Here is a 23,860-nt window from a genome sequence, read left to right on the forward strand (position 1 = left end):
TGCCAGCCTAAGCTCGACCTCTTCCCACACCATGATCAGACAACGATGCCACCGTCTTCAGCGCGCCATCGAGCATGTCGCCTTTCTCGTCTTTCAGCGCAGCTTCGCGCAACCGCCTGATCCAGTCGGCAGCGTCATCGCGGCCCTTGACCAGATCGAGCGCCGACAGCACGCGATCGAATTTGGACTGGGCGCGGAGGTGGGTGTCGCTGTAGCCCTTGATCAGCCGGCGGCAGTTCAAGATTTCGACGGCGAGCGCGTAGTCCTGAGGCGCGTGGCCGAGCGCCAGCGCATACCAGCGCTCCAGATGCGCCGTCTCGACCTTGTGGCGCAACAGGCGGCGGCGCCAGCGGCGCAGGCCGCCGATGAACCAGAGGACCGCAAAGCCGGCAAAGCTGTCGGTTCGGATGCGCCGGCCGTGATTGATGCGCCGGTCGAGAAAGCCGGCAAGTTTCGGTCGGTTCTCGATGTAGCTGCCCAACCCCACCGGCAAAGTGCCGCAGAACTCCTCGATGCGCGGATGGAAATACTCGGTCACCTGCAGGATGGAGCCGTTCTTGACGCCCACCTCCTTGCGCACCCGCCGGTCACGCGTCGAACGTGTCTTGAGATCGGCGACGCGGATCATGTCGTCGTAGCACAGCGCGTTGGCCAGATGCTTGGCGGCAGCGATGGACAATGCATGGGCATGTTCAGCGCTATCCAGCGCGACCGCCTGGTCGAGCCGGTCGAGATACTCGCCGCCATAGGAGATGTCCTGGTAGTCGACGACCTTTCTCAGGCCCCGGAGCGCCATGTCGCGCACCGCCGCGGGCATCAGGTCGATGCGGGCGGCCAGCGCCTGCCAACCCTGCAGCAGGTTCTGCGGACCGCTCACGCGCCCTGTACCCGGAGCGGGGTCGACCGTGGCCGGTTCTGCCGCCTGTCGCGCGGGGGCCGTCGTACCGCGCGCGCGGTCGTAGGCGACGGCGAAGGCAGCGAGGCTGGCTTTCGCGCCCCGGCCGCCGGCGCCGATCGCTTGCTCATAGCTTTCACGCGTGAACGGCAATGCGTCGGAGCCGGCCAGCGCGCCAAGCAGGCTGGCGGAAATCATCGAGCCATTGTCGGCGGCGATCTTTTCCATGTCGAAGGCGATGAAGCGTTTCGATGCAGCTTCCGCCGTCGCGCGTACCTTGGAAGACGAGGCCCGGCCGTCACCCGGCTCGATCTTTTCCGACACCGCGGCGATACGGTGCGAGGAGGTGATCAGCGTGGTGCGATCGGGCGTGACGAAGCCCCTGATGATGGCGCGGCCGGCTTCCATCAGCTCGGCGGCGATCAATATGTCGACATCGCCTTGCGAAGGCGACAGGGCAAAGACCGGCAGCCGGCCGGTGTCGCGGGCCATCTCGACGTAATAGATCGTAGCGCCGGTGCGCTGGGCGACGCCGGCGACCGAGGTCGATTGCGCGACATAGGAATTGCGCTCGGCGACATCGGTGATCCAGTCGGCGAGCACGCCTCCGCCCTGGCCGCCGACCGCGAGCAAAGCGAGTTTGATCACCGGCTCGGTATCGGTGGCACCGGATTTCGGGCGCAAGGGCGAAGCCTGGTCAAGCATCGGCGAACGTCAATCTGCGGCTCTCGCGGCGGCGCTGCATCAGGCCGATCACGGCGCGGCGCGTGCCTTCCAAAAAACGGTCCCAGCGGCTCGGATTGTGCACCACATCGGCGCGATAGAAAGACGGGCAGAGCACGGCGGCGTCCGCCACCTCGCCGCAATTGCCGCAACCGACGCAGCTCGGGTCGATCGATGCCACCGGATCGTCGCGCAACGGATCGTCGAGCGACTTCACCGACAGCGACGGGCAGCCGGACAGCCGCATGCAGGCGTGGTCGCCGGTGCAGATGTCTTCGTCGACGCCGAATTTCGGCTTGACGACACGGGTCCCGCCCTTGATCGCCTTGTCGACCAGCGGCTTTTCGCGGCGCTGGCGGTTGAGCATGCATTCGGACGAGGCGACGATGACTTTCGGTCCCTTTTCCTCCGTCGTCAGCGCTTCGCGCAGCGTGTCCTGCATCTTGCCGACATCGTAGGTGCGGTCGATGTGGCGCAGCCATTTGACGCCCATGCCTTTCACCGCCTCGGTGATCGGATGTTTTGTCGACTTGGTTTTGTTGCCCGCGCGCGACGACAATATGTCCTGCCCGCCGGTCGCGGCGGAGTAAAAGTTGTCGACGATGACGATGACGCCGTCGTTCTTGTTGAAGACCGCGTTGCCGATCGAGGAGGTCAGGCCATTGTGCCAGAAGCCGCCATCGCCGACGAAGGAGATCGACCTCCGTTTGGCGTCGGGCGAATTGAAGGCTGAAGCCGAGGCCGGCCCGAGCCCGTAACCCATGGTGGTGGCGCCGAGCTCGAAGGGCGGCATGATCGAGAACAAATGGCAGCCGATGTCGGAGGCGATGTGGTGCTTGCCGAGTTCCTGCTCGACCAGCTTTGTCGCGGCAAAGATCGGCCGCTCCGGGCAACCGATGCAGAAGCCCGGCGGACGGCCCGGCACGACATTGATCAGGTCGGCGGTGTCGACGCCGTCGCCGACCTTGTTGGGCGCGCGCACCTCGCCCGGCAAGAGATGCGGGGCCTCGGCGCGCAGGAAGGCGCCGATGCCGTCCAGCATGACCTGGCCGGTATATTCGCCGGCCATCGGCAGATACTCCTTGCCGACCAGCCTGGTACCGCGCCCGGCCTTGTGCAGCATGGCGGCAAAGGCTTGCTCGATGTAGTTGGGCTGGCCCTCCTCGACCACGAGCACCGCGTGCTTGCCTTCGCAGAAAGACAGGAACTCATCGTCGATCAGCGGATAGACGGCGTTGAGCACGTAGAGCGGCACATCCGTCTCGCCATAGGTGTCGGCAAGGCCGAGACGCTGCAAGGCGCGGATGACCGAATTGTACATGCCGCCCTGCATGACGATGCCGACCGAACCATGATCCGAGCCGAAGAACTCGTTGATCTTGTTCCTGGTGATGAAATCGACCGCCGCCGGCCAGCGTTTTTGCACTTTCTCCTTCTCGTGCAGGAAGGAGGCGGGTGGCAGCACGATTCGGCCGGTGTCGCGGCGCGGCGCATCCAGCGCATCGGCCACCGTCATCGGCGGGCGCTTGTTGTCCTTGGCGATGAAATGGCCGTGGACGTGGCAGCAGCGGATGCGCACCTGCAGCATCACCGGCGTATTGGACGCTTCGGACAGCTCGAAGCCATCCTCGACCGCCTTGACGATCGACGGCAGGTTCGGGCGCGGGTCGAGCAGCCAGACCTGGCTTTTCATGGCAAAGGCATGGCTGCGCTCCTGCATGATCGAGGAACCCTCGCCATAATCCTCGCCGACGATGATCAGCGCGCCGCCGGTTACGCCGCCGGAGGCAAGGTTGGCCAGCGCGTCGGACGCGACATTGGTGCCGACCGTCGACTTGAAGGTCGCCGCGCCACGGATGGGGTAATGCACCGAGGCAGCGAGCATGGCGGTGGCGGTGGCTTCCGAGGCGCTCGCCTCGAAATGCACGCCGAGTTCGCCCAGAATGTCCTGTGCGTCGGCCAGCACGTCCATCAGATGGCTGATCGGCGCGCCCTGGTAGCCGCCGACATAGCCGACGCCGCATTGCAGCAGCGCCTTGGTGATGGCGAGAATGCCTTCGCCGGCAAATTCCTCGCCAGCGCCGAGCCTGAGTTTTTCGACTTCCTTGGCAAAAGACCGTTCGGCCATTTTTCCAACCTTCCGTTGCCGGCGGTGCGGCCGGCGCCTGCGTCTAGATGTCGTGCTTGCGAATGTTCTTCAGCATCTTCTGCAATGTGGCGATCAGCGCCGCGTATTCGGCGTCGTCGACATCGTCGAACATCGCCTCGAACGCATCATGCATGGCCGGCCAGGCGCGCGCGAACTCGGCGCGGCCGTCATCGGTCAGGAAGACATGGCGGATGCGGCTGTCGGTAACGCCCTGCTCGCGCCTCACGAAGCCTTGCCCTTCCAGCGTGTCGAGCGTGCGGCTCAAGGTCGACTGCTCGATGACGGTGTAGACCGAGAGGTCGTTGACGGTGACACCGTCGGTGACCGACAGCACGGCGAGCGTGCGGACCTGCGGAATGGTCAGGCCCTGCTTGCGGAAATCGTCGCGCAAGGTGGCGTTGTAGCGCCCCATGATGCGGTTCATCAGATAGGGCGCGAATTGCTGCAGGCCGATCTGGCCAAGCGTCGAAATGCGCTGGCGCTTTTCCGGAACCTTCTGCTCCATCACAGCCTCCCCGCCAGGAGAAAGCCGGAACCGCCACCGAGGCCCGCGCCCGGATGGGTGGAAGCGCCGATATGATAGAGGTTTTTGATACCGGTCTGATGATTGCGGCTGGTCTTGAACGGACGCCAGAGGAACGACTGGTCGATGGTCGAGGAGCCGCCATAGGGGTCGCCGCCCACCAGGTTGATGTTCATCGCTTCGAGATCGGCCGGCGAATAAGCGCGCCGCGCAATGACGCTATCCTTGAAGCCATCGATATGGCTGGCCAGGATGGCTTCGGCACGATCCGCATAGGCTTCGCGCAACGCCTCGGTCCATTGTCCGTCGGCGGGCGCCTGCAGCGTGCCGGCAGCATCGCCCTTGATGTGACGTGGCGCTTCGGGCAATTGCAGCCACAGTATTGCTTTGCCAGGCGGGCAGCGCGATGGGTCGAGCGCATGCGGCTGGCCGACACAGATGGTCGGCACGTCCGGCAGCATGCCGCGCGCCGCTTCGTTGCAGGCTTTCGAGACGCCGTCGAGCCCCGGCGTCAGGTGCAGCAGCGCGACTTTGTCGAGGCCTTCGCCGCGCCATGCCGGCGGCTTGTTCAGCGCATAGTGAATCTGGAAATTGCCCTTGCCGTAGCGATATCTCCGCGTTGCTTCGATATCGGCTTCGGGAGCCTCGCTGCCGAGCAACCGGTGGTAAAGCTGCGTCGGCGTGACCGAGCATATGACGCTTTTGTTGGCGGTAATCGTTTCGCCGGATGCCAGCCGGACTCCGCTCGCGCGGCCACCGCTCTGGACGATCGAGGCGACATCGGCGCCGGTGCGGATATCGCCGCCGCGTTCCCTGATCAAAGCCTCGAAAGCTGAGAGCAGGTTCTTCGCGCCGCCCTTGACGATCGGCGCGCCGGCCGCTTCCAGCGCGAAGGCAATGACCTTGGCGATCTGCCCTGAGAAAGCATCTTCCGGTCCAAGCCCGGCATGCAGCACCCAGGGCGCCCACAGCGCGCGGATTGTCTCGGACTGATAGGTGCTTTCCAACCAGCTGCGCGCCGGCACCAGTGCCTCACCCAGAAAGGCGGCAAGGCCGCGTGGGCTGCGCCGCCAGGCATCGCCGGCCAGCAGTTTCGCCGTCGGATAGGACCACAGGCTGCCGCCGAGCAGGCCGAACAACAGGCCGGCATTGCGCTCGATGCCGCTGACATCGTCCGCATGCCGGTCGCCATCGTCGGCGGCAATCGCATTGATTGCCGCGACATTGGCGGCGCGGTTGGTGGTGAGCACTGCATGACTGCCGTCCGGCCGCAGCACGCCGGTTGGCGTGCCGGTGTGACAGAACTCCAGCCCGTGCCGCGCGAGATCGCTGCCCAATGCCGCAAAGGCCGGCGAGGTGATGAACAGCACGAAGGTGGTCGCCATCACGTCATGGATGAAGCCGGGCGCGGTGATCTCCTCGGTACGCATGCAGCCGCCGATGCGGTCGTTGCGCTCGAGGACGAGCACCTTCGCGCCCTTGCCGCCAAGCATCGCCGCGCAGACCAGCGCGTTGATGCCGCTGCCGACGATGATGTGATCCGGCTGGCTCACCTCAGCGTGCTTTCTCAGCCTTTCGACACCAGCGCCAGCGCGCGGATCGGGCTGCCGGTGCCATGTTCGATCTTGAGCGGTGCGGCGATCAGGATGGCGCCTTTTGGCGGCAACTGGTCGAGGTTGCAGAGGCTGGCAAGGCCATAGCGGTTGGCCTTGTGCATCAGCGTGTGCGCCGGGAATGGCGGCTCCATGCCGCCGGCCTTGCCGGCATCGGTGCCGATCGTCTCCGAGCCCCAGCCCTTGATATCCTTGCTGATCAGGAACTGGATGGCTTCGGCTGTGGGACCTGGCGTATGCGGGCCGGTTTCGTTGGCGTTGAGGAATTCGGCTTCCGAACCGTTGCGTTTGTACCAGTCGGTGCGCATCACCACCCACTCGCCGGCGTTGATGGCGCCATGCTTGGCTTCCCACGCCTTGATGTGGTCGACGGTGAGCAGGAAATCGTGATCGGCGGCGGCTTCCTTCGAGCAGTCGATGACATTGACCGGGCCGACGAAGTTCTGCGCCGGAATGGTGTCGGTGGCGCCGTCCGGATAATCCTTGCCGCTGATCCAATGCTGCGGCGCATCGAAATGCGTGCCCGAATGCTCCCCAAGCTTCAGCCAGTTCCATGCCCACCACGGGCCGTTCTTGTCATAACGGGAGATGTTATGGATCTCGACCTTTGGCGTGTCGACGGCAAGCTCCGGCGGCAGCTTGATAAGGGGCGTGTCGGGTCCGAGTTGCGCAGAGAGGTCGACCACCCTGATGGCGCCTGAAAGCAGCTGGCCGGCGACTTCGCCGAGGAGTTTTTGCGTGTCCATGGTCTGAAGTTCCCTCTTTATGGTGAAGATCAAGGCTCGTCTCGGCCCTTAATATCCTACTAGACGAAAACATATGCATCTGCAATTATCTTTAAGCATAAAGGAAATGGGAACGGGGCGTGAGCGAGTTTGACGCCATATTCGTCGGGGCGGGCCACAACAGTCTGGCATGCGCCGCGCATCTCGCGCTCAAAGGCTGGAAAACCGGGATTTTCGAGCGCAGCGCAGCAATCGGTGGCGCCGTCCAGACCCACGAATACACGCTTCCCGGCTTCCGGCACGATTTCGGTGCAATGAATCTGAGCCTGTTCGCCGGCTCCGCCTTCCACCGGAAATATGCAAATGAATTGAAAGCACAGGGTCTTGAGTTCGCGCCGGTCGCCGACTGTTTTGCCAGCGCCTTCCCGGACGGACGCTGGTTCGGCGTCAGCAACGATCTGGAAAAAACCACCGGCCGCATGGCCGCTTTCTCCGCCGCCGATGCCGCGACCTGGCGTAGACTGGTCGCTGCCTTCCCGGCAGAGGCCGAGCATCTGTTCCGGCTGCTGGGCTCGCCGATGAGTGCCCGCGCGCTTGCCGGCACCGCCTGGAACCTGTGGCGCAAGAAGGGCATGTCAGGCGCGCTCGATACTGGTAGGCTTTTGCTGTCATCGCCGCGCGCCTGGCTGGAGGAAAATTTCGAGTCCGCGCATGTGCGGGCAACGCTTGCCACCTGGGGCATGCATCTCGACTTCGCCCCCGACATCGCCGGCGGCGCCGTATTCCCCTATCTTGAATCGATGGCCAATCAGAGCTTCGGCATGGTGCTGGGCAAGGGTGGCGCCGACACCATCATCCGCGCGTTGTCGGGCATGGTGGCGTCGGCCGGCGGCACGATCGTCACCGGGGCGGAAGTTGCCGAGATCACAGTTGCCGGCGGCAAGGCATCGGGCGTGCGACTCGCTTCAGGTGAGACACATACGGCGACCAAGGCAGTGATTGCCGGCGTCGCGCCCAAGGCGTTGAGCGGCAGGTTGCTACCCAACGGTTCCGGCGACGCCGGCTTCGACACGGCGATGCAGAAATTCCGGCACGCGCCGGGCACGATGATGATCCATCTGGCGCTCGACGACCTGCCCGATTGGCGCGCCGGCGCCGAGCTTCGGCAGTTCGCCTATGTGCATCTGTCGCCGTCGCTCGACGCGATGTCGCGCACCTATCAGCAGGCGATGGCGGGCATGCTGCCGGACGAACCGGTGCTGGTCGTCGGCCAGCCGACCGCGATCGATCCGTCGCGCGCGCCTCAGGGCAAACATGTGCTGTGGGTGCAAGTGCGCATGCTGCCTGCCGAAATCCTGGGCGATGCGGCAGGCAGGATCGCTCACGCGCATTGGGATCAGGTCAAGGATGCCTACGCCGAGCGCGTGCTCGACATCATCGAGATATACGCACCCGGACTGCGCCCGAAAATCCTCGGCCGTGCAGTGTTCTCGCCAATCGACCTCGAGCGTGAGAACCCCAATCTCGTCGGTGGCGACCAGGTCTGCGGCAGCCATCATCTGGCGCAGAACTTCTTGTTTCGCCCGGCGCGCGGCTATGCCGGCTGGAACACGCCGGTCGCCAATCTGCACCTCACGGGCGCCGCGACATGGCCGGGCGCCGGCACCGGCGCGGCCTCGGGCTACATGCTCGCGCAACAGCTTGGCGGGAGGTAGCTCGGAAGATTTCAGGAGGGCGACGAGAGGCAAGGCGCTGCTGCCCACGAAGCCTGAAGCTATGAACTGGTAGTGCCGCGCAAAGACAACAAACAACAAGGGGAACGACCATGACAATCAACAGACGCGAATTGCTGGGATACAGTGCCGCGGCACTTGGTGCGGCCGCAATCGGCCTGCCGCAGATCGCCAAGGCAGCGGGCGAACTGACCATCGCCTATAACGTCAACCTGCCGTCCTGGGATCCGACCACCGGACCCTCGGCCGTCAACCCGACGATCCAGGGCCTCTACCAGTCAGTGTTCGACCAGTTCATTCCGCAAAAGCCGGACCTGTCCTTTGCGCCTGGCCTGCTCACCGAATGGGGCTGGAACGAGGATCGCACCAAGGTGACGATGACGGTGCGCGAAGGCGTGACCTGGCATGACGGCTCGCCCTTCACGCCCGAGGACGTGGTCTGGTCGCTGCAGCGGGCGGGCGACGAAAAGACCGGCAATCCGATCCAGTTCGTCTGGAAGAACGTCAACAATTTCAAGATCGACGGCAACAAGATCACCGGCGACGTCGTGCAGTTCGATCCGGTCTACTTTAAATGGATGTCGTTCCTGACCGGCTACATCCTGCCGAAGGCCTATTATGAGAAGGTCGGCGCCGAAGGTTTCGAGAAGGCGCCGATCGGCACCGGCCCTTACATGGTGGAAAAATTCGAGCGAAATGCTTTCCTCCGACTGAAGGCCAACCCGCACTATTGGGGCGACAAGCCGGCCTTCGAGAATGTGACGATCAAGTTCGTCACTGATGCGGCGAGCCGCGTTGCCGAAATCGAATCCGGTTCCTCGCAGGTGACGCTGGAGGTCCCCTATGAAGAGTATGACCGGCTGATCGCCAAGGACGGGCTTGCCGGCTCGTGCAAGCCCGTTTCCGACATCGGCATGATCTTCTTCAACGACATCGAAGCGATGCTGGACAAGAACGTCCGCCAGGCCGCCGTCATGGCTGTGGACAAGGAGCTTCTGGTCAAGCGGCTGCTGCGCGGCTATGGCCAACCGATCGCTACGCTGGAGACCCCGGAGTACACGGCCTTCGACGCCTCGATCAAGGTCGAGCACAATCCGGAAAAGGCCAAGGAGCTGCTCGCGGCTTCCGGCTATTCGCCGGAAAAACCGGTCAAGTTCACCATCCAGACGACCAAGGGCTTCAAGCCCAAGGATTATGAGATGATCCAGGCGATCGTCGGCATGTGGCGTAAGGTCGGCATCGAGGCGACGATCGAGGTCTACGAGATCGCCAAGCACTATGAACTGCGCGCCGCCGACAAGCTGGCGCCGGCCGCCTTCTACAATTGGGGCAACGCCATCGGCGACCCGACGACGTCGACGGGTTTTGCCATGTATGGGCCGAGCCCGCACTCGGTGTGGGACAGCCAGGACCTGATCGACATGATCAATCCGCTCTGGGGCGAGAAGGACGAGGCCAAGCGCATCGCCGGCTGGAAGGCTGTCGACAAGTATATCGCCGAGCAGGCCTATGTGCTGCCGCTGATTCAGTATGCGCAACCTATCGTGCATGCCAAGGGCGTCAACGTGGTGCAGCATGTGTCCGGCGCGCTGCTGCCGGCGCTGATGACCCCGGCCTGATATCGGCTTGTGGGCGCCACCCTTCGCTGAGCGGCCCCCTCATCCGGCCCTTCGGGCCACCTTCTCCCCGCTGGGGAGAAGAGACCAGCTCAGCTGTCCGTGACCTCTTCTCCCCTCGGGGAGAAGGTGGCCGCGAAGCGGACGAATGAGGGGGCTCTTCGTTAGAAACGCACTGGGCCAACACCAGAATGCTCCTGCAACAATTCCTGATCCGTCTGCTGACGATGCTGATCACGCTGTTCGGCGTGGCTGTCGTCGTCTTCGTCGTGATCCGCGTCGCGCCTGGTGACCCGATCGCCATGATGCTGCCCCCCGGTGCGACAGATGCCGACATCGACCGGCTGCGTGCACTCTACGGGCTCGACAAGACCATCGTGCAGCAATTCTTCATCTGGCTGTCCGGCGTCGTCAGGGGCGATTTCGGCACCTCGATTTCGCTCAGGCAAGATGTGCTCAGCCTTGTCTTCAATCGTTTGCCGGCAACGCTGGAACTTGCCATCATCGCGCTCTTCATGGCGGTTGGGCTCGGCGGCACGACGGCGATCCTCGGAGCCCGCGAGCGCGGCACGGCGGTCGAAGCCGGCATCGATATCGCCAGCGGCGCCGCCCTTTCCATTCCCGATTTCCTGTGGGGCCTCGTGCTGATCCTTTTGTTTGGCGTGCTGGTGCCGATCTTCGATATCTCCGGCCGCGTGTCGCCGCAGCTCGATCTGCCCTTCGTCACCCAGTTCTATTTCTTCGAGAGCTTGCTTCGGCTGCGCTTCGACCTGACCTGGGATCTGCTGAAACACATGCTGATGCCGGCAGTAGCCTTGGCATTGCCGCTGGCGGCAATCATCGCGCAGTTGCTGAAACAGTCGCTGAAGGAAGTGCTTGACCTCGACTATGTCGTTCTGGCCCGGGTGAAGGGGTTTTCGGAAACGCAGGTTATCCTGCGCGAGGCGCTGAAGAACGCTGCCTTGCCGACACTGACTCTCGTCGGCGTCCAGTTCACCTTCCTTGTCGGCGGCACGGTCATCGTCGAGCGGCTGTTTTCCTACGAAGGGCTCGGCAACATGGCGATCGATGCCGTCATCAACCGCGACCTGCCGCTGATCCAAGGCATCGTGCTGGTGTTCGCGCTGCTGTTCGTGCTGATCAATCTTGGCGTCGACATGATGTACGCGCTGCTCAATCCGAGGCTGCGCCATGGATGAGGCACGCATCGCCCGGCGCGGACTCGGCCCGAGGCTGTCGCTGGCCGGCGGCTGGCTGCTGCTGGCGCTGCTGGCCGCGATCTTCGCGCCGCTGGTCGCACCGCAGGACCCGCTGGCGCAAGACCTGATGCTGGAACGGCTGCCGCCATTCTGGATGAGTGGTGCGGAATCCGGCTATTGGCTGGGCACCGACAGCCTCGGCCGCGATCTCCTCTCCCGGCTGATCTTCGGCGGCCGTATCGCCTTCGTCGTCGCTTTCGCGGCGGCGATCGCCGCCTGCCTTGTCGGCTCGACGCTCGGACTGGTCGCCGGCTATTTCGGCGGCTGGGCCGACCGCATCATTTCACGCATCGTCGACGTCTGGATGGCATTCCCGCCGGTGCTGTTCGCCATCCTGCTGGTCGCGGTGCTCGGCACCGGCCTCAGTTCCGTCATCCTCGCCATCGTCATAATCGACTGGACGCGCTTTTGCCGGGTGATCCGCGCCGAAGCGATGGGCCAGTCGCGCATGGACTATGTCGAGAACGCCCGCATCGCCGGCTATGGCCGCATCGGCATCATGCTGCGCGAGGTGCTGCCCAATGTGGTGCCGTCGATCGTGGCACTGCTGTCGCTGGAGATGGGCATCGCCGTCATCGTCGAGGCCATCCTGTCCTTCGTCAATCTGTCGATCTCGACCGACGATCCGACCTGGGGCGGCATCATCGCCGAGGGCCGGCTGTCGATCCATCAGGCCTGGTGGGTGCTGGTGTTTCCGCTTGTCACGCTGATCCTCACCGTGCTGTCGTTCAGCCAGTTCGGTGAGGCGCTGAAGACACGCTTCGATCCGGTGCTGCGATGAGCGCTTGCCTGGATATTGCCAATCTGAGCGCCGTGCTGCCGAACGGCCAGCGCGTGCTGCGGTCGGTGTCGCTCTCCGTGCAGCCGGGTGAGGTGCGTGCTCTTGTTGGCGAGAGCGGCGCCGGCAAGACGATGATCGGCAAGGCGGTGCTCGGTGTGCTGCCGTCAAGCGTGCGCATCGTCGAAGGCGCCATGCAGCTCGAAGGCGAAGACCTCGGCAGGCTGCAGCCCAAGGCAAGGCGCACGCTGATCGGCGCTCGCACGGCGCTGATCCCGCAAGATCCGTTGACTGCGCTCAACCCGTCGCGCCGCATCGGTCCGCAGATGACTGACCGGCTGGTGCGCATTCTCGGCTGGAACGGTGACAAGGCGGACAAGCGTATCCGGCAATTGTTGGATGAGGTGCAGATCCGCGATCCCGACCGGGTGCTGAAATGCTATCCGCACGAGCTGTCCGGCGGCATGCGCCAGCGTGTGCTGATCGCCGCCGCCTTCGCCGCCGAGCCACGGCTGATCGTTGCCGACGAGCCAACAACCGCGCTCGACGTGACCGTGCAAAAGCAGATCCTGCGCCTGATCGCCGAGTTGCAACGCGAGCATGGCACCGCGATCCTGTTCGTCACCCACGATCTCGGCGTCGTTGCAAAGATCAGCCAGCAAGTGTCTGTGCTCTACGCCGGCAAGGTGGTGGAAGAGGCTGATACAGCCGCTCTCTTCGCCGCGCCTGAGCATCCCTATACGCGGGCATTGATAGCCGCCACGCCACGCTACACCCATCCCTTGGCCTCGCTGAAGCCGGTGGACGAGACCGTGCTGGCCGGGCTTGCCGCCGAGATCGGCGCGGCAGACCAGGCGTGGAGGCGGCCGCATGGTTGAGCCGCTGTTTTCCGTGCGCGGGCTGAAGGTGGCGCTGCCCGACATGACCCGCAAGCCGCTGATCGGGCGCGCGCCGCTGGCCGAGATTTTGAGAGGCTTGGATTTCGATTTGCCGAGAGGTTCGGTGACCGGCATCGTCGGTAAATCCGGGTCCGGAAAATCGACGCTCGGCCGCACGCTTGTCAGACTTCTGGAGCCGAGCGTCGGCAGCATCCATTTCGAGGGCCGCGATATCGCCCATCTGCCGGATGCAGAGCTGCGACCTCTGCGCCGCGACCTGCAGATGATCTTCCAGGACCCGATGTCGTCGCTCAACCCGCGTCGCACCATCGCCGGCATCATTGCCGCGCCGCTCAAGCAGAATGGGCTTGGCGACAGGCTTAGGGAACGCGTCGCCGAGGCATTGCATCGCGTCGGCCTGCCGCAAAGCTTCGCTAGTCGCTATCGTCATGAACTGTCGGGCGGGCAGCGCCAGCGCGTCGGAATTGCGCGCGCGTTGGCGCTTTCGCCGAAATTCGTGCTGGCCGACGAGATCGTCTCCGGCCTCGACGTATCGACGCAGGCGCAGATCCTCACCCTTTTGGAGAGACTGGCCGCGGAGATGGGGCTGACGGTCGCCTTCATCAGCCACGACCTGTCGGTCATCCGGCGGCTGTGCCAACAAGTGATCGTGATGCGCGAGGGCGGGATCGTCGAGGCGAGCGCCACCGATGCGCTGTTCGACAATCCCAGGGAGACCTACACGCGCGACCTGCTTGCCGCCATCCCACTGCCTGAGATCGACGCCGACTGGTTGCGGCCAGCAACGAAAGCGCCGGCATAGGACTGTTCACCCACCACGCCGAACAGCGGGCTTCGGACGTGCATGAGGGCAAAATCAGCCCGCGAACGGAGGGTAATATGAATTACGCAGCCCGCGGCACGATGCTTGCCGCGATCCTGTTCTGCTCGATGGGAACGGCTTCGGCCGATGCGATCCCCGGCATGCGCGGCCACGACCACACCGGCATCACGGTGCCCGACATGAAGCAGGCAGTCGACTTCTTCACCGAAGTCGTCGGCTGCGAGAAGGCGATGTCGTTTGGTCCGTTCGCCGATGACAAGGGCACCTTCATGCAGGATCTTCTGGGCGTCGATCCGAAGGCTGTCATCGAGCAGGTCACCATGGTGCGTTGCGGTTATGGATCGAACATCGAGCTGTTCAAGTACACTGCGCCTGACCAGAAGGATTTGACGCCGAAGAACAGCGATATCGGCGGCTTCCACATTGCCATGTATGTCGATGATGTCGCCGCGGCGAAAGCCTATCTCGACGGCAAGGGGGTGAAGACGCGGATGGGTCCGCTGCCGGTCAAGGAAGGTCCGGCGGCCGGCCAGACCATCCTCTATTTCCAGGCGCCATGGGGATTGCAACTGGAGGCGATCAGCTATCCCGATGGGATGGCCTATGAGAAGGGTGCCGAGACTGTGCTGTGGAGCCCGAAGAACCCGGACAAGTGATTTCCAGAGCGCGCTTGCGGGGCCAGCCCGCAGGCGCGCCACCCGTGTCCAGCAATCGTTCCAACATGAAACTTTAAGCTTGAAATATTTTATCTCCGGCGCGATACTTGATATGCAGCAAGCGAAGAGGAGATCGCACGGATGAAGGTTGCGGTTCTCGGTGGCGGACCAGCCGGCCTCTACTTTGCCATTTCAATGAAGCTGCGGGACGCCGCCCACGAGGTCACGGTGTTCGAGCGCAATCGCGCCGACGATACGTTCGGCTGGGGCGTCGTGCTGTCGGCCGAAACACTCGACAACCTTGCCAAAAACGACCCGGTCAGCGCTGTCTGGATCAAGAAGCATTTCGCCTATTGGGACGACATCGCCGTCATCCATGACGGCGTGCGCACGGTCTCGTCGGGCCACGGTTTCTGTGGCATCGGCCGCAAGCGGCTTCTGGTCCTGCTGCAGCGACGCGCGCGCGAACTTGGCGTGAGGCTGATGTTCGAGAGCGATATCGCCGACCCTCAGCCCTATATGGCGACGCATGATCTGGTCGTCGCCGCCGATGGGCTGAACTCAAGGGCGCGCAACACCTTCGTCGAAGTCTTCAAGCCCGACATCGACACCCGCAAATGCAAATTCGTCTGGCTCGGCACCAACCAGAAATTCGACGACGCCTTCACCTTCATCTTCGAGAAGACCGAGCATGGCTGGGTGTGGGCGCACGCCTATCAATTCGACAGCGAGACAGCGACCTTCATTGTCGAGTGCAGCGAACAGACCTGGGCTGCCTTCGGCTTCGGCGCCATGTCGCAGCAGGAATCCATCGCCGTCTGCGAGCGCATCTTTGAGAAACATCTCGGCGGCCACGCGCTGATGACCAATGCCAATCACATCAGAGGTTCGGCCTGGATCAATTTCCCGCGCGTGCTGTGCGAACGCTGGTCCTACAAGAACCTGGCTCTGATGGGCGACGCGGCGGCCTCGGCACATTTCTCGATCGGCTCCGGGACCAAGCTCGCATTGGAAAGCGCGGTGGCGCTGGCCGAATATGTCAAAACCGAACCGGACCTCGACGCCGCCTTCCGCAAGTATGAGGATGCGCGCCGCACCGAGGTGCTGAAGCTGCAGTCGGCGGCGCGCAATTCGCTGGAGTGGTTCGAGGAGGTCGAGCGCTATCTCGGCCTCGATCCGGTGCAGTTCAATTATTCGCTGCTGACCCGCTCGCAACGCATCAGCCACGAGAATTTGCGGCTGCGCGATGCCAAATGGCTTGAAAGCGCCGAGGAATGGTTCCAGCGCCAGGCAGGGGCAGGCGGCAACAGGCGGCGCCGGGCACCGATGTTCGCGCCGTTCAAACTGCGCGACATGCAGCTCAACAACCGCATCGTCGTTTCGCCGATGGCGCAGTACAAGGCAGTCGATGGCTGCCCGACCGACTGGCATTTCGCCCACTATGCCGAGCGTGCCAAGGGCGGCGCCGGGCTTGTCTATATCGAGATGACCTGCGTCAGCCCGGAAGGACGCATCACGCCCGGTTGTCCCGGCTTCTATGCGTCCGAACACGAGGTGGCGTGGAAGCGGCTGGTCGATTTCGTCCACACCGAGACCGAGGCGAAAATCTGCGCCCAGATTGGCCATTCCGGGGCCAAGGGCTCGACCCGTGTCGGGTGGGAAGGCACCGACGTGCCGCTCGCCTCGGGCAATTGGCCGGTCATGGCGGCCTCGGCGATTGCATGGTCGCCTGAGAATCAGGTGCCGAAAGCCATGGACCGCGCCGACATGGACGAGGTGCGTGACCAGTTCGTCGCGTCCACCGAGATGGCAGATCGCTGCGGTTTCGACATGCTCGAGATCCATGCCGCGCATGGCTATTTGCTGTCGTCCTTCATCACGCCGGTCACCAACCAGCGCACGGATGAGTATGGCGGTTCGCGGGAAAATCGCATGCGCTATCCCCTGGAAATCTTCCATGCGGTGCGCGCCGCCTGGCCGACGCGAAAGCCGATCTCGGTGCGCATTTCGGCCAATGATTGGGTCGGCATCGAAGGTGTGACGCCGGCCGATGCGGTGGAGATCGCGCGGATGCTGCACGAAGCCGGCGTCGACATATGCGACGTCTCGGCAGGCCAGACCTCGATTGCCGCCAAGCCTGTCTATGGCCGAATGTTCCAGACGCCGTTCTCGGACCGCATCCGCAACGAGGTCGGCATGGCGACGATGGCGGTCGGCAACATCTACGAGCCGGATCATGTCAATTCGATCCTGATGGCCGGCCGCGCCGACCTGGTGGCCCTGGCACGGCCGCATCTCGCCGATCCCTACTGGACGCTGCATGCAGCCGTGACGCTCGGTGATCGTGGTGTCAAATGGCCGGATCCCTATCTGCCCGGACGCGACCAGATCTACCGGCTGGCCGAGCGCGATGCGGCGGCGGGGCTGAAAGTATGACGACGGCCTGGGCGATTTCAGGCAAACATGCGCTGGTCACTGGCGGCGGCTCCGGCGTCGGCCGGGCCATCGCGCTCGTGCTGGCCGAGGCCGGCATAGAGGTGACCATATGCGGGAGGCGCGACGCCGAGCTTGCCAAGTTGGCCGGCGAGAACGACCGCATCCACGCCATGTCAGCCGATGTCACCGACGAGGCGGCGATGATTTCGCTCTACGCGCAAGCGGAAGCCGTGCGCGGCCCGTTCGACATCGTCGTCGCCAATGCCGGCATGGCCGGCAGCACGCCGACGCACAGGACCTCGCTTGCCGACTGGCAGCGGACGCTCGACGTCAATCTGACCGGCGCCTTCCTGACGGTGAAGCCGGCGCTGGCCGGCATGGCCGCGCGCAAGGCGGGCCGGATCGTCTTCGTCGCCTCGACCGCAGGGCTGAAAGGCTACGCCTATGTCGCGCCCTACGTGGCGGCCAAGCATGGGGTGGTCGGGCTGATGCGGGCACTGGCGGCCGAGACGGCGAAATCCGGCGTGACCGTCAACGCCGTTTGCCCGGGCTTCGTAGAGACCGACATGCTGGCGGACTCCATTCAGCGCGTCGTCGACAAGACCGGCCGCTCAGTCGAGCAGGCGCGGGCGAGCCTTGCCTCGACCAACCCGCAAGGCCGTTTCATCCAGCCGCAGGAAGTTGCCGCGACGGTGCTCTGGCTGTGCGGCGATGCGGCTGCGTCGATTACCGGACAAGCGATTTCGATCTCAGGAGGCGAAACATGGTAGCCGGCCCATTGCCCGCGCCGTCGGGACCCGGCAAGGACCGGCTGCGTCTCTGGATCAGGCTGCTGCGCGCCTCGCGCACGATCGAGGCCGAGCTGCGCGAGCGCCTGAAGAAGGAATTCGATACGACACTGCCGCGTTTCGACGTCATGGCCGCCCTCTACCGCGCGCCGGAAGGCATGCTGATGAGCGATCTGTCGCGCTTCCTGCTGGTATCCAACGGCAATGTCACCGGCATTGTCGACCGGCTGGTTTCGGAAGGGGTGGTCGCGCGCGCGCGCCGCAATGGCGATCGCCGCACATCCATGGTGCGACTGACCGACGAGGGTTCCAAATCTTTTGCCGCAATGGCCGCGGCGCATGAGGGTTGGATCGGAGAATTGCTGGCCAAGGTCAGCGAGGAGGATGCGCGCCGGCTGACCGGCATGCTGACCTCGTTCCGCAGCAACTGGGAGGGACGCGAATGAGTTCGATGGCCGGCCTCAAGCCGAAGCACTTCCTTTGGCAAGTCGAAGGCAGGATCGCCAGGGTGCGGCTCGACCGGCCGGAGCGCAAGAATCCGCTGACCTTCGACAGCTATGCGGAACTGCGCGACACGTTCCGCGATCTCGTCTATGCCGACGACGTCGACGCCGTGGTGTTCCTGCCCAATGGCGGCAATTTCTCCTCGGGCGGCGATGTCCACGACATTATCGGCCCCTTGGTCAAGATGGACATGAAGGAATTGCTCGCCTTCACCCGCATGACCGGCGATTTCGTCAAGGCGATGCTCAATTGCGGCAAGCCGATCATCGCGGCGGTCGACGGGGTCGCGGTCGGCGCCGGCGCCATCATCGCCATGAGCGCCGACATCCGCATCGCCACGCCGGAGGCCAAGACCGCTTTCCTGTTCACCCGCGTCGGGCTTGCCGGCTGCGATATGGGCGCGTGCGCGATCCTGCCGCGCATCATCGGCCAGGGCCGTGCCGCCGAATTGCTCTACACCGGCCGCACGATGACGGCGGCGGAAGGCGAGCGCTGGGGCTTCTACAACAGGCTGGTCGATGCCGCAGTGCTCGAGGCCGACGCGCTCGAGATGGCGGCGCGCATCGTCTCCGGCCCGACCTTCGCGCACGGCATCACCAAGACGCAGCTCAACCAGGAATGGTCGATGGGCCTCGACCAGGCAATCGAAGCGGAAGCGCAGGCGCAGGCGATCTGCATGCAGACGCGTGACTTCGAGCGCGCCTACAAGGCCTTCGTGGCCAAGGAAAAACCGGTGTTCGAGGGGAATTGATGGCAGACAGGAGCTTCCTCAGCTGGCCGTTCTTTGAAGATCGCCACCGCGAACTGGCCGAAAGGCTGGAAGCATGGTGCGTCAGGAACCTGCCCGTCGATCACCACGACGTCGATGCCGCCTGCCGCGAACTGGTGGCGAAACTTGGCCGCGACGGCTGGCTGAAGCCGACGGCGCTCGATACGGACAATCCGGGACCGCTCGATGTCCGCACCTTGTGCATCACCCGCGAGACGCTGGCGCGCCATGACGGGTTGGCCGACTTTGCCTTCGCCATGCAGGGGCTCGGCACCGGCGCGCTCAGCCTGTTCGGCACGCCCGACCAGCAGCAATGGCTGGCAAAGACCAGGGCCGGCAAGACGATTTCCGCCTTCGCGCTTTCGGAGCCACGCTCCGGGTCGGATGTCGCCAACACCGAAATGACGGCGAGCCGCGATGGCGACTTCTATATCCTCAGCGGCGAGAAGACCTGGATTTCCAATGGCGGCATTGCCGATCTCTACGTCGTCTTTGCCCGCACCGCCGAGGCACCGGGTGCCAAGGGACTTTCCGCCTTTCTCGTACCCGCTGATACCAAGGGGCTTGGCATCGCCGAGCGCCTTGAGGTGATCGCTCCGCATCCGCTGGCGCGGCTTTCCTTCGGTCAGGTGCGGGTGCCGGCTTCGGCGCTGATCGGCAAACCGGGAGACGGCTTCCGCATCGCCATGTCGGTGCTTGACGTGTTCCGCTCGACGGTCGGCGCGGCGGCACTCGGCTTTGCCCGCCGGGCGCTGGACGAAAGCATCAGCAGGGTGGCCGAGCGCAAACTTTTCGGCGCTCCGATGGCAGAGCTGCAGATGGTGCAAGGCCATATCGCCGACATGGCGCTGGACATCGATGCCGCAGCGCTGCTGGTCTACCGCGCTGCCTGGACCAAGGACATGGGCGCGGCTCGTGTCACCCGCGAGGCGGCGATGGCCAAGCTGTTCGCCACCGACAAGGCGCAAGAGGTGATCGACAAGGCTGTGCAGCTGCATGGGGGGGACGGCGTCCGCAAGGGCCATATCGTCGAGAGCCTCTATCGCGAGATCCGCGCGCTACGCATCTACGAGGGCGCATCCGATGTGCAGAAGGTGGTGATCGCACGGCAGGTGATGGGTGCGGCCTGACGGCGATGTATTTGATTTGAGATTGATCTTTAAGAATACCGGGGAGGCTTGAAAATGCACGAGATCCTGCAGCCGGAGGGCTGGGCGAAACCGGTCGGCTACGCCAACGGCATTGCCGCGCGCGGCAGGCTCGTCTTCGTGGGCGGACAGGTCGGCTGGAACGGGCAGTGCCAGTTCGAGACCGACGATTTCGCCGGCCAGGTGCGGCAGACGCTGCAAAACATCGTCGCCGTGCTGGCGGAAGCCGGCGCGGAGCCACGGCACATCACCACGATGACCTGGTATTTCACCGACAAGGCCGAATATCTCGGCAATCTCAAGGGTATAGGCGAGGCCTATCGCGAGGTGATCGGCCGGCATTTCCCAGCGATGGCCGCCATGCAGGTGGTGGCGCTGGTGGAAGATCGCGCCAAGATCGAAATTCAGGCAACCGCCGTCATTCCGGAATAATCAGCCGCGCAGCCCCGCCTGCCTGAGCAGCGGCAGCACATGGTCGCAGAAATAGGGCAGTTCCCTGGTGTAGTTGACGAACGACAGCGCGATGCCCTGGTAGCCATGCCCGGCAATGGCAGCCATCTCGGCGGCGATCGTCTCCGGCGTTCCAACCAGCGGGTAGGTGCCGGCGCCGCCGGCGAAACGCTGCCGGTAGCGGTCATAGGCATGCGGGTCATGCGACTGCGAGAACTCCTTCTTGCCGGCCATATGGGCATCGACCGCATCGTGGTCGGCCAGATCGACGGCATAGCGCGTGTAGTAGGCCTGCGCCTCTTCCATGGTTGGTCGGCAGACGACATGCGCCACCGTGTAGACGCCGACATTGCGGCCAACCTTGTCGGCCCGCTCGCTGATGTCGGCGACATGCTTGCCGGCATCGCCCATTTCCGAAAAGGTGGTGAACAGATAATCGCATCGGGCGGCGGCGAAATCGCGGCCCGGGCCACCGAAAGCCGCGTTCATGGTCACCGGGCGTGGAACCTGCAGGCTCGCCGGCCGGCTGACCGCTTCCTTCAGCCGATAGTAGGGGCCTTCATAGTCCAGAGGCTGGTCCGAGGCGTAAAGCTTTTCCAGGATTTCGATCCATTCGGCGGCCTGGTCGTAGCCCTTTTCGACCAAAGGCGTGCCGAACATGCCGAATTCCTTCGGGTTCCAACCGCAGACGATGTTGAGACCGGCGCGGCCATGGCTGATATGGTCGACAGTTGCCAGCGCCTTGGCGGCATAGAGCGGATGCACCAGCGGCACATGCACGGTCATGAACAGGCCGATCTGCTCGGTGGCCACCGCCAGCGCTGCCGCCCAGGTGAAGGTCTCGAACGACCATTCGCGCACCTTGTTGCGGCCGCCAAAGCCACGCCAGCGCGCGATCGGCAGCATAAATTCCAGCCCGGCGCGGTCGGCGGTCTGCGCCGCCGTCAGATTGTCCTGCCAGCTTGCCGTCCAGCGTTCCGGCACATCGGTGATGGCCAGACCGCCATCGGCATTGGTCGAAAAGACGCCGAGCTTCAGTTTGTTCGAGCCGTGCAGGGGATGCGTTTTGATCATCATGGGAACTCGTGGCGGGAGACCGACACGCTAGGCCCGCGCAAAAATATTTCAAGCCTGAAATAGCTTCGCCTCGCCGCCGATTGCGGATATGAATTTGGAGGGGAAAAGGGGATGGATATGAGCGCGTTCCGTCAGAAGTGCATCGGCAAGACCAATCTCGTCGGCTCCTTCGCCGCTATTCCCCATCCCGTCGCCGTCGAAGTGATGGCGCTCACCGGCCTCGACTTCGTCTGCATCGACTGGGAACATACCCAGATCGCGCGCGACACGATCGAAACCATGGTGCGCGCGGCCGACGTGCATCGCGTGCCGGCCATGGTGCGTGTTCCCGGTCATGCGCCGGAAGCTATCCAGGCGGCGCTCGACAGCGGCGCACAAGGCGTGCTCGTGCCGCGCGTCTCGACCGCTGCTCAGGCCGAGGCGGCGGTGAAAGCCTCGCGCTATCCGCCGCTGGGCGAGCGCGGCGTCGGGCCTGGCCGCGCGGCCGGCTATGGCTATCGCATTCCCGAATATCTGGCCGCGGCCAATGACAGGGTGGTCGTCGCGGTCCAGGTCGAGACATCGGAGGGGCTGGCCAACATCGAGGCGATCGCGGCCATAGACGGCATCGATGTGGTCTTCGTCGGCCCCGGCGATCTCTCCGTGTCGATCGATGCGATCGGGCCCAAAGGCGTGGACAAGCTCAATGAGGCGATCACAAGGATCATCCGCGCGACCGTCGCGCATGGCAGGACATCGGGTATATTTTGCGCCAGCCCACAGACGATCAGCCAGTGGGCCGCTATCGGCGCGAGCTTCTTCGTGCTGGCCAGCGATACGATGTTTCTTGGCGCCGGCGCTGCGGCCAACTGCACCGCTGCGCGCGCCGAGCTGCGGTAGACGGGCGGGATCGGGCAAAAACTTTTTAAGCTTAAAACTTTTTCCTTGAAAAGCGCAGCACATTGGATAGCATCCAAACTCGATGGCGACTGTCGTGCCGGTGGGGCTTGCCGGGCAGTCCGTCGCGGTGCTCCGGGTGGGAGGGGTTTCAGTCCTTGTCGTTCATACTGCCCCAGTCATCGTCCAGCGCGCGTTATGCTTTCGACGGCGTACGTGCCCAGATCCGTGACCTGCACACCGAAAACATTGCCAACCTTGCCGTGCGCGCCCGAGAACTGGGCGACGTGATCGCGCTCTGGTACGGCGAAGGCGACATGGTGACGCCCGCTTTCATCCGCGACGCGGCGAAGGCCGCCTTCGATGAAGGCCAGACGTTCTACGTCCCTAACATGCGTGGGCACCCCCTACTGAACGAGGCGCTGTCGGAATACCAAACGCGCATTCACGGCCGGACGATCCCGATTGCGCGCACCACGGTCACGCCCGGCGGCATGCAGGCGCTGTACCTGGCGCTGGAACTGCTGGTCGATACCGGCAGCAACGTCGTCTATGTCGCGCCGCAATGGCCCAACATCCACAACGCCATCCATCTGATCGGCGGCGAGCCAAGGCCGTTTTCGCTCGACTTCAAGGGCGACTGGCATCTCGATCTCGACCGGCTGTTCGCCACTTGCGATGCGCGCACACGCGCGATCTTCCTGTCGACGCCGTCCAACCCGACCGGCTGGACCGCGTCGCGCGAGGAGATGCAGGCGCTGCTCGACTTCAGCCGGCGCACCGGCATCTGGATCATCTCCGACGAGGTCTATGGCCGGCTCTATTTCGACGGCAATGTTGCTCCTTCCATCCTGCAGATCGCCGAGGATGGCGACCGGGTGCTGTCGGTCAACAGTTTTTCGAAGGCGTGGGCGATGACCGGCTGGCGCATCGGCTGGCTGACGCATCCGTCGGGGGTGGCCGACCAGCTTGGCGCCATGACGCAGTACATCAACAGCGGCACCGCCGCGCCTATCCAGGCAGGCGCTGTCGCCGCCATCCGCCAAGGCGAGCCGCTGGTCGAGGAGATCAGGCAGCGGATCAAAACCGGCCTCGACCTTGCCTATGACAGGCTGGCCCAGATTCCCGGCATCATCCTGCCGACGAAACCGCGCGGAGGCATGTATGCCTTCTTTGCCATGGACGGCGAAAGCGACGCCCGGCAGGCCTGCGCCAGGATACTGGAGACGGCGCGCGTCGGGCTGGCTCCCGGCCACCTCTTTGGAAATTCGGCAGCGGCCTTCCTGCGGATGTGCGTGTGCCGTGAACGCGACCAGATAGCGACCGCGCTCGAGCGCATGGTCGCCGCCATGAATTGACGCCCCGCTGGGAGGTGGGACGGCAACAAACCGTGCGGGAGCAAACCCGCCCGATCACAACC

General features: G+C 64.1%; 21 protein-coding genes and 1 pseudogene. 16 read left to right on the top strand and 6 right to left on the bottom strand.

Annotated features, from left to right (window positions below; translation table 11 throughout):
* Positions 1-7: 7 nt before the first annotated feature.
* The 5 genes from ACYG9V_RS09935 to ACYG9V_RS09955 are packed head-to-tail and all read right to left on the bottom strand — an operon-like array spanning position 8 to position 6,649.
* Positions 8-1,600, bottom strand: a complete 1,593-nt coding sequence (locus tag ACYG9V_RS09935; protein WP_023686907.1) for an indolepyruvate oxidoreductase subunit beta family protein — start codon at positions 1,598-1,600, stop codon at positions 8-10.
* A complete protein-coding gene (locus ACYG9V_RS09940) occupies positions 1,593-3,746 on the bottom strand; it encodes a thiamine pyrophosphate-dependent enzyme (protein ID WP_023686908.1) in 2,154 nt (717 codons plus the stop codon). Before ACYG9V_RS09940 ends, ACYG9V_RS09935 begins: the two co-directional genes overlap by 8 nt.
* A 43-nt stretch (positions 3,747-3,789) precedes the next feature.
* Complete coding sequence (locus tag ACYG9V_RS09945; protein WP_023686909.1) at positions 3,790-4,272, bottom strand: MarR family winged helix-turn-helix transcriptional regulator; 483 nt, start codon at positions 4,270-4,272, stop codon at positions 3,790-3,792.
* Positions 4,272-5,843 (bottom strand): phytoene desaturase family protein, encoded by a 1,572-nt coding sequence (locus ACYG9V_RS09950; protein ID WP_023686910.1) that lies wholly within the window; start codon positions 5,841-5,843, stop codon positions 4,272-4,274. The genes ACYG9V_RS09945 and ACYG9V_RS09950 overlap by 1 nt, the downstream gene beginning before the upstream one ends.
* A gap of 14 nt (positions 5,844-5,857) precedes the next feature.
* The gene (locus tag ACYG9V_RS09955) at positions 5,858-6,649 is read right to left on the bottom strand and encodes a cyclase family protein (RefSeq protein ID WP_023686911.1); all 792 of its coding nucleotides are present in this window, start codon (positions 6,647-6,649) and stop codon (positions 5,858-5,860) included.
* 119 nt (positions 6,650-6,768) lie between these two features.
* On the opposite strand from ACYG9V_RS09955, the gene ACYG9V_RS09960 reads away from it, so the two are divergent.
* The 14 genes and pseudogenes from ACYG9V_RS09960 (at position 6,769) to ACYG9V_RS10025 (ending at position 20,469) form a co-directional block, all read left to right on the top strand.
* Complete coding sequence (locus tag ACYG9V_RS09960; protein ID WP_023667794.1) at positions 6,769-8,343, top strand: phytoene desaturase family protein; 1,575 nt, start codon at positions 6,769-6,771, stop codon at positions 8,341-8,343.
* Positions 8,344-8,453: 110 nt separating this feature from the next.
* Positions 8,454-9,980 (top strand): ABC transporter substrate-binding protein, encoded by a 1,527-nt coding sequence (locus ACYG9V_RS09965; protein WP_023667795.1) that lies wholly within the window; start codon positions 8,454-8,456, stop codon positions 9,978-9,980.
* A 33-nt stretch (positions 9,981-10,013) separates the two neighbouring features.
* Positions 10,014-10,126: pseudogene (locus ACYG9V_RS09970) on the top strand (endonuclease domain-containing protein); the annotation flags it as partial.
* A gap of 42 nt (positions 10,127-10,168) precedes the next feature.
* On the top strand, positions 10,169-11,176 hold the full coding sequence (locus tag ACYG9V_RS09975) for an ABC transporter permease (protein ID WP_460221943.1): 1,008 nt from the start codon (positions 10,169-10,171) through the stop codon (positions 11,174-11,176).
* Positions 11,169-12,017: an ABC transporter permease gene (locus ACYG9V_RS09980; protein WP_352762906.1), complete on the top strand. Its 849-nt coding sequence runs from the start codon at positions 11,169-11,171 to the stop codon at positions 12,015-12,017. Before ACYG9V_RS09975 ends, ACYG9V_RS09980 begins: the two co-directional genes overlap by 8 nt.
* On the top strand, positions 12,014-12,892 hold the full coding sequence (locus ACYG9V_RS09985; protein WP_023695186.1) for an ABC transporter ATP-binding protein: 879 nt from the start codon (positions 12,014-12,016) through the stop codon (positions 12,890-12,892). Before ACYG9V_RS09980 ends, ACYG9V_RS09985 begins: the two co-directional genes overlap by 4 nt.
* Positions 12,885-13,715, top strand: a complete 831-nt coding sequence (locus ACYG9V_RS09990) for an ATP-binding cassette domain-containing protein (RefSeq protein WP_460221944.1) — start codon at positions 12,885-12,887, stop codon at positions 13,713-13,715. The genes ACYG9V_RS09985 and ACYG9V_RS09990 overlap by 8 nt, the downstream gene beginning before the upstream one ends.
* 77 nt (positions 13,716-13,792) lie before the next feature.
* The gene (locus ACYG9V_RS09995) at positions 13,793-14,392 is read left to right on the top strand and encodes a VOC family protein (RefSeq protein WP_023667800.1); all 600 of its coding nucleotides are present in this window, start codon (positions 13,793-13,795) and stop codon (positions 14,390-14,392) included.
* Between the two features lie 141 nt (positions 14,393-14,533).
* Positions 14,534-16,828 carry a bifunctional salicylyl-CoA 5-hydroxylase/oxidoreductase gene (locus tag ACYG9V_RS10000; RefSeq protein ID WP_352762904.1) on the top strand — a complete coding sequence of 765 codons (2,295 nt, stop codon included), beginning with the start codon at positions 14,534-14,536 and terminating at the stop codon, positions 16,826-16,828.
* A complete protein-coding gene (locus tag ACYG9V_RS10005) occupies positions 16,825-17,598 on the top strand; it encodes an SDR family NAD(P)-dependent oxidoreductase (protein WP_352762902.1) in 774 nt (257 codons plus the stop codon). Before ACYG9V_RS10000 ends, ACYG9V_RS10005 begins: the two co-directional genes overlap by 4 nt.
* Positions 17,592-18,062: a MarR family winged helix-turn-helix transcriptional regulator gene (locus ACYG9V_RS10010; RefSeq protein ID WP_023667803.1), complete on the top strand. Its 471-nt coding sequence runs from the start codon at positions 17,592-17,594 to the stop codon at positions 18,060-18,062. The genes ACYG9V_RS10005 and ACYG9V_RS10010 overlap by 7 nt, the downstream gene beginning before the upstream one ends.
* On the top strand, positions 18,059-18,871 hold the full coding sequence (locus ACYG9V_RS10015) for an enoyl-CoA hydratase family protein (RefSeq protein WP_352762900.1): 813 nt from the start codon (positions 18,059-18,061) through the stop codon (positions 18,869-18,871). Before ACYG9V_RS10010 ends, ACYG9V_RS10015 begins: the two co-directional genes overlap by 4 nt.
* Positions 18,871-20,019: an acyl-CoA dehydrogenase family protein gene (locus ACYG9V_RS10020; RefSeq protein ID WP_352762898.1), complete on the top strand. Its 1,149-nt coding sequence runs from the start codon at positions 18,871-18,873 to the stop codon at positions 20,017-20,019. The genes ACYG9V_RS10015 and ACYG9V_RS10020 overlap by 1 nt, the downstream gene beginning before the upstream one ends.
* A gap of 54 nt (positions 20,020-20,073) precedes the next feature.
* Complete coding sequence (locus tag ACYG9V_RS10025) at positions 20,074-20,469, top strand: RidA family protein (RefSeq protein WP_352596937.1); 396 nt, start codon at positions 20,074-20,076, stop codon at positions 20,467-20,469.
* Here ACYG9V_RS10025 and ACYG9V_RS10030 read toward each other — a convergent pair whose 3' ends face one another.
* Positions 20,470-21,561 carry an LLM class flavin-dependent oxidoreductase gene (locus ACYG9V_RS10030; RefSeq protein WP_352596977.1) on the bottom strand — a complete coding sequence of 364 codons (1,092 nt, stop codon included), beginning with the start codon at positions 21,559-21,561 and terminating at the stop codon, positions 20,470-20,472.
* Positions 21,562-21,681: 120 nt separating this feature from the next.
* Between ACYG9V_RS10030 and ACYG9V_RS10035 the strand changes: the two genes are divergently transcribed.
* Both ACYG9V_RS10035 and ACYG9V_RS10040 read left to right on the top strand, forming a co-directional pair.
* Positions 21,682-22,443 carry an HpcH/HpaI aldolase family protein gene (locus ACYG9V_RS10035; protein ID WP_352596935.1) on the top strand — a complete coding sequence of 254 codons (762 nt, stop codon included), beginning with the start codon at positions 21,682-21,684 and terminating at the stop codon, positions 22,441-22,443.
* 155 nt (positions 22,444-22,598) lie between these two features.
* Positions 22,599-23,798 carry a pyridoxal phosphate-dependent aminotransferase gene (locus ACYG9V_RS10040; protein WP_023667810.1) on the top strand — a complete coding sequence of 400 codons (1,200 nt, stop codon included), beginning with the start codon at positions 22,599-22,601 and terminating at the stop codon, positions 23,796-23,798.
* Positions 23,799-23,860: the final 62 nt, after the last annotated feature.

The organism is Mesorhizobium sp. W016 (assembly GCF_054719485.1).